This window comes from Pseudoalteromonas sp. BSi20495 (assembly GCF_000241185.1).
Classification (GTDB): Bacteria; Pseudomonadota; Gammaproteobacteria; order Enterobacterales; family Alteromonadaceae; genus Pseudoalteromonas; species Pseudoalteromonas fuliginea.
In genome coordinates this window covers 1-6,353 of sequence record NZ_BADY01000068.1, presented here as the reverse complement: position 1 = coordinate 6,353, position 6,353 = coordinate 1, and the positions used below count along the sequence as shown (strand labels likewise).

The following is a 6,353-nucleotide window of genomic DNA, read 5'->3' as shown; positions in this document are numbered from 1 at the left end:
TCGGCTTTCCTTTTTTGTTTTCAATATTTGTTAATACTGACTAATTATAGCTCAAAATCTTTTTTGAATTTCAAACCAAACTCGCTGCGGTCATTACTGCGCATTACACCAACAAAACCTGATTGTTGTAAGCGACCTACATCATAAACTTCATTTAGAACATTCTCGCCGTATAACGTTACTTCCATATCGCCATATGGGTTCGTGTACGAAATATTAAAGCCAACCAATTCTCGAGAATCAATCGTTTCACTTTTGTTAAAAACAGATTGACCTTGCATATCACTTCTAAATGAATAATTAGCATTAAGTGCTAACGTTCCGCCATTACTTAAATCCATAAAGTAAGATGGTGCAATCATTACAGTCCAGCGAGGTGTCAGTGCTGGTGAATCACCTTTACCAATACCTTGAACCCCTTCTGATACTTCGGTAATTTCAGAGTCTAAGTAGCCTACCGCACTTCTAATTGTAAAATCATCAGTAATAGCCACTGTTGTTTCAAGCTCAATACCTTGCGCTTTAGATTGACCAGCATTTTCGACAATAGTCACAAACCCACCACCTGAAGTAGGGTCAGAGAACGGTAATGCTAAATCGGTGTAATCAGTCACAAATACCGCAAGCATCATAGACACATTTTCGTGTACTTGACCCTTTAAGCCTATTTCGTAGTTAATCGCTTTTGTTTCATCAAACGATACAAACTGGTCTGGCCCGCCAAATGGGCGCGGTGGGAAACCACCTGTTTGATAGCCTTTTTGAACTTGCCCATAGACATTCATATTATTGCTAAGCTGATAAGAAGCATTTATATCCCACGTAACTGCATCAAAATCTGCACTGACATATTTACGAGTTGGGAATGATGGGAATATAGCATTTGCATCTTTTTCATCTTGTGAATAGCGAAGACCACCACCAAGCGTTAAATCGTCAGTTAAATCGTAGCTGGCATTGATGTACGCGGCATATGAGTTAGTTTCTTGGTTAATTTCAAAGTCGCCGTAACCACCAAACGATTCCGTTACACCATCATTTAATAAACCATTAGGTGTATTAAATGGGCTAAAAACAAACGGACCTGAACGTGTAAAGCCATCTTCATTAAAAAAGTAAAGACCCGATACAAAGTCCATATTATCGAATGTGGCGTTTAGCTGAACTTCAAAAGAGTACTGATCTGCACCGCCCTCTTCAGGGAATTCAGATAAGTTTAAAGGTGATGCATCATCATCTAGGCCACCTTCATACTCAGATGTACGGTAGCTTGAAATGAATTTAGCAGTATAAGTATCGTTAATTGCCCAATCAGCGGTAAACGATGTACCCCAACCTGAGTAAGACGTAGATTCAATACCAGCAACCGTTGTGCCTAGATCATCAGGGTCTGATGGAATTAAATCTTGAGTTAATAATGGGAAATCACCATTAAAAACATCATTTGGATCGAGGGGTTCTGTCAACTCAATTGTATAAGGCGACTGGCCAGATTCATTATCAACACCATCTAAAGAAAAAGTAAATGCTAAATCTGAATTAGCTTGCCACTTAAGTGCAATACGACCGCTAAACTCTTCTTCTTCGCCTATTTCTTTTTCTGGATTCGTTAAGTTAACAGCTTCGCCCACACCATCACGTGTTTTGTACGATGCACTGGCAGACATACTCACATCATCAGAAAGCGCGTTATTAAAATACACATCACCAGCAATTCGCCCACGGCTACCAACTTTTGCTGTCGTTGTAATAATACCTTCATCACCGGGTTGTTTTGTAATTACATTTACTGCACCACCTAATGTATTACGGCCATATAAAGTACCTTGTGGACCACGAAGTACCTCAACACGCTCAACATTTGGTAATGATAAGTTAGAGCCCATTTGACGGCCTAAATAAACACCATCAAGATAAACACCGACTCCAGGATCAGTAGTAATAATGTGATCTTGCAAACCAATGCCACGAATAAACACTGAAGCATGAGCCGCATTACCTACGCCATAGCGAGTAATATTAAGGTTTGGTACATATTTTCCAATATCTTCAAGGTTACTCATATTGGCTTTATCAATTAAGTTGGCACCAATTGATGTGATAGCGGTTGGAGATTCGAACAGACTCTCTGTACGTTTACGCGCTGTTACTTCGATTTTTTCAAATGCATCTTGTTTTGCTGTTGTTTTAGCTTCTTCAGCATGTATTGAGGTCGTCAGTGCAGCAAGAATTGCTATGCTTAGCTGTGAGAGGTTGCGTAGTTTCAAAATATTCTCCAAAGGATACCGTATGATTAGTTATGCGTTTATATTTTGATAATATAAATTTCAGGCATAAAAAAAGACGCTAAATAGCATCTTTCCTCTGGAGGGGTATTATATGGCAGAATTGTAAAGAAATGTATAAATTTTTCATAAAACATCTATAAAAGCGACTTATGTTGTTACTTAACCTGAACTCTGGTTAAGAGATTTACTAATATAGTGAATCATGGTGATATTTAAATTTATTTTGTTTAGCCCGATATTCTCAATAAAAACAAGGCGAATTTACGCGTCAATAGCTTGCCTACTGCAAGTAAATTCAACGTAGTTAGCGCTGAAAATAACTATTCGAGATAGATTTATTATCCAGTTCTCAAATTAATTAACGCAACCACAGCTCGGGTTTATCTACATAAAACTTATCAAAGAATTTCATTATACATTTATAGCCTTCTGACTTAATCTCGTAAAATGATAAAGTTAAACAACAAAATCATTCTGTTAATTAGATAAATTGTTTTTATGCTACTACAATTAAAGTGAATTAACATTTAAACAACAAGTAGGAAACATACATGAATAAGCTATCAGTAGCAGTAGCGGTTTGTTGCGCGATTGCAACAAACTATGTAAATGCCGAAGTAAGAATTAATGGCTTTGCATCAATTATAGGCGGAAAAAGTCTAGATAGTGAGCAAACTATTTATGGTTATGACGACGACATATCATTTAAAAATGAAAGTGTTTTTGCATTACAATTATCAGCGGATTTACAAGAGAAATTAACAGCCACTGCACAGATTGTTGCTCGTGGTGACAATGATTTTGATGCCGATTTTGAATGGGCTTATTTAACATATCAGTTAAACGATGAAATACAAATAAGCGCAGGTAAAATGCGAGCTCCATTTTATAAGTACTCTGATTTTTTAGATGTAGGCTATGCATATAGATGGGTACGTCCCCCACAATCAGTATATAGCATTGCTTTTTCAACATATGAAGGATTAAGCTTGCTATATGATACTCAAATGGGTGATTGGGACTCTTCATTACAACTTATTTATGGATCGTATGATGGAAACCTCAACGGCTCTGCTTCTAAAACTATATTAAATGATTTTACTGGTATTAACTGGTCTGTAACACGAGACTGGTTTAGTGCGCGAGTAGCATATTTACAGGCAGAGTCATCTACAGAGCTATCAACCGATAGCTCACTATATGGCTTATTAGCGACATTGAACGAAAATGGTCTTGTCGAGCAAGCAAAAAGTTTAGATATAGATGAAGAAGATGCACGGTTTTACGCTTTAGGCTTTTCTATAGATTATAATGATGTGCTTTTTGATGCTGAATACACTAAGTTAAACCCAGGTGACAGCCTACTACCAGAAGAAACACAATACTATGCATCTATCGGTTATCGAATGGATGAAATAATTGTTCATTTTACTTATGAAGATAATGATGATGCTAATGACTCATCAAGCTATGATCAAATACCAGAGATCCCTGCACTAAACGCTGCAATTAATGGCTCTTTTGATGCATTCAATGCCCAAGATAATGTCTATACAATAGGTGTTCGTTATGATTTTCATCCTTCAGCAGCCTTTAAAATTGACTTCAGCCGATATGAAAATAACATAACAGACACTGAAACGGATGTTGTTGCTGTCGGCGTTGATTTAGTATTTTAATTGGAGCAAATGATGAAAAAAATTATTTTAGCTGGCGTATTTTCATTGTGCTCAATCAGCACATTTGCAGAAGTAGCCGTTATTATTAATCCGAGCAACGCAAGTAATATTGATGCGGACACAATCAAAAAGATCTACTTAGGAAAAAGTAAGTCATTTGACAATGGAACAAAGGTCAATCCGGTAAATCAAAATGACAATGCAATAGCCGACGAATTTAATGATAAAGTTGTTGGAAAATCGAGTAACCAACTTAATGCATACTGGTCGAAACTTATATTTACAGGCAAAGGAACTCCCCCTGTAAAATTAGATAACGACCAAGCAGTGCTAGATTTTGTCGCAGCAAATGGTGATGCTATAGGTTATGTCGAAAGTGGGAAAGTAAATGATAAAGTCAAGGTCGTTGGAAAGTTTTGAGACTAACCTTATTGTTAAGTGCTTATCCGATATAAAACAGCGTTAGCAATACACATATTTAAAATATGAATTAACAAAAAATACAAAAATTGTAACTTAGCCTGCTAAGTTACAATTTTTTTTGTCATTGAATAACCTTCCATTTTCAACTAATTAAAATCTCAATAATCCCAACAATATTAATCGTCAATACTCATCCTGTGTCGGGAGTCACATTATCAATATAACAAATAACAACAATTCGTATAATTATTATTATCACCTTTAAAAAGAAGCGCTTATATTTTATATAATAATATAAACGTCTCTATTTATTAGATATATTTTAGATAAGTACCTATAATGAAAATGAAATCAACATTTAAATTAAACAGGAAATACATATGAAAAAGCTATCTGTAGCAGTAGCAGTATGTGCAGCTTTAGTATCAAGTTATACAAGTGCTGAAGTACGAATAAATGGATTTGCATCAATTGTTGGCGGAAAAAGCCTAGATAGCGATAGCACATTATATGGGTATGACGACAACATTTCGTTTAAAAACGAAAGTGTATTTGCGCTGCAGTTATCTGCGGATTTGCAAGATAAGTTAAGCGCAACAGCTCAAATTGTAGCCCGTGGTGATAATGATTTCGACGCGGAGTTTGAGTGGGCATATGTTACTTATGAGTTTTCAGATGAGTTGCAGTTAAGCGCAGGTAAAATGCGAGTTCCTTTTTACCGTTATTCTGACTTTATTGATGTAGGCTATGCCTATAGATGGGTTAGGCCTCCACAATCTGTTTACAACATTCCATTTTCAACTTATGAAGGCTTAAGTCTACTACACAACACTCAATTAGGTGATTGGGATTCAACCCTACAGGTTATTTACGGTGGTTTTGATGGTGAAATTGATGCTGTAAGTGCTAACGATAAAGCCGAGTTAAACAATTTTGCAGGTATAAACTGGACAATGTCTCGCGATTGGTTAAGCCTCCGTGCAGCTTACTTAGTTGCTGAAACCTCTTTTGAGCTTGATTCAAATGACTCAACAGGCGCAGCATTGAACGGCCTGGAAGATATACTTAGAGCAAGTAATTTGACTAGCCTAGCGGATGATATAGCTATTGATGAAGATAATAGCACATTCATTGGTTTAGGTTTTTCAATTGACTACAACGACATTTTGTTTGATGCAGAATACACACAGCTTGAAGTTGAGAACAGTATTTTAGCTGAGCAATCTCAATATTATGCATCAGTAGGTTACAGATTAGATGACGTCATCATTCATTTCACCTATGAAGACAATGACGATAAACATGATTCTTCTCGTTTTGATAAAATTCAAGCGATTCCAAGTCTTAATGCCGCAGTGAATGGCGCTTTAGAAGGTGTTCGTGCACAAAGTAATGTTTACACTATTGGTGCTCGATACGACTTCCACCCTTCTGCTGCATTTAAAATAGATTTTAGTCGATTTGAAGATGACATAACAGATACAGAAACTGATGTTATTGCTGTAGGCATAGACCTAGTATTTTAATTGGAGCAAACCATGAAGAAGTTAATTTTAGCCAGTGCACTAACATTATGCTCAATCAGCGCCTCTGCTGAGGTAGCTGTTATCGTAAATGCGAGTAATACTAGTAACCTTGATGCAGATACAATCAAAAAGATTTATTTAGGTAAAAGTAAATCATTTGATAATGGTGCGAAAGTGAATCCAGTAAACCAAAATGGCAATAGTGTTGCCGATGAGTTTAATGATAAGGTTGTTGGTAAATCGAGTAGTCAGCTCAATGCCTATTGGTCAAAGCTGGTATTTACAGGTAAAGGAACCCCTCCTGAAAAGCTAGATAATGATCAAGCAGTACTCGACTTTGTTGCAGCAAACAACGACGCAATAGGTTATGTTGATAGTGCAAAGGTCAATGATAGCGTAAAGGTAGTTGGTAAATTTTAATTTACTGATGAATAAAA

5 protein-coding genes are annotated in these 6,353 nt (G+C 36.5%); 4 read left to right on the top strand and 1 reads right to left on the bottom strand.

Annotated elements, in window-relative coordinates; all coding sequences use genetic code 11:
- Positions 1 to 44: 44 nt before the first annotated feature.
- Positions 45 to 2,267: a TonB-dependent receptor gene (locus P20495_RS11065; protein WP_008136004.1), complete on the bottom strand. Its 2,223-nt coding sequence runs from the start codon at positions 2,265 to 2,267 to the stop codon at positions 45 to 47.
- 572 nt (positions 2,268 to 2,839) lie between these two features.
- Here P20495_RS11065 and P20495_RS11070 point away from each other — a divergent pair.
- From P20495_RS11070 to P20495_RS11085, 4 genes are all read left to right on the top strand, one after another.
- Positions 2,840 to 3,967 (top strand): porin, encoded by a 1,128-nt coding sequence (locus P20495_RS11070; RefSeq protein WP_008136003.1) that lies wholly within the window; start codon positions 2,840 to 2,842, stop codon positions 3,965 to 3,967.
- Between the two features lie 12 nt (positions 3,968 to 3,979).
- Entirely contained in the window at positions 3,980 to 4,387 is a 408-nt protein-coding gene (locus P20495_RS11075; protein WP_033015656.1) for a phosphate ABC transporter substrate-binding protein, read from the top strand.
- Between the two features lie 383 nt (positions 4,388 to 4,770).
- Complete coding sequence (locus tag P20495_RS11080) at positions 4,771 to 5,916, top strand: porin (protein ID WP_008136002.1); 1,146 nt, start codon at positions 4,771 to 4,773, stop codon at positions 5,914 to 5,916.
- Between the two features lie 12 nt (positions 5,917 to 5,928).
- Complete coding sequence (locus P20495_RS11085; protein ID WP_007377777.1) at positions 5,929 to 6,336, top strand: hypothetical protein; 408 nt, start codon at positions 5,929 to 5,931, stop codon at positions 6,334 to 6,336.
- Positions 6,337 to 6,353: the final 17 nt, after the last annotated feature.

Excerpts from the sequence above, each read along its gene's own strand:
- P20495_RS11075 (WP_033015656.1), top strand. The coding sequence starts at position 3,980 with ATGAAAAAAATTATTTTAGCTGGCGTATTTTCATTGTGCTCAATCAGC.
- P20495_RS11070 (WP_008136003.1), top strand. The coding sequence starts at position 2,840 with ATGAATAAGCTATCAGTAGCAGTAGCGGTTTGTTGCGCGATTGCAACA.
- P20495_RS11085 (WP_007377777.1), top strand. The coding sequence starts at position 5,929 with ATGAAGAAGTTAATTTTAGCCAGTGCACTAACATTATGCTCAATCAGC.
- P20495_RS11080 (WP_008136002.1), top strand. The coding sequence starts at position 4,771 with ATGAAAAAGCTATCTGTAGCAGTAGCAGTATGTGCAGCTTTAGTATCA.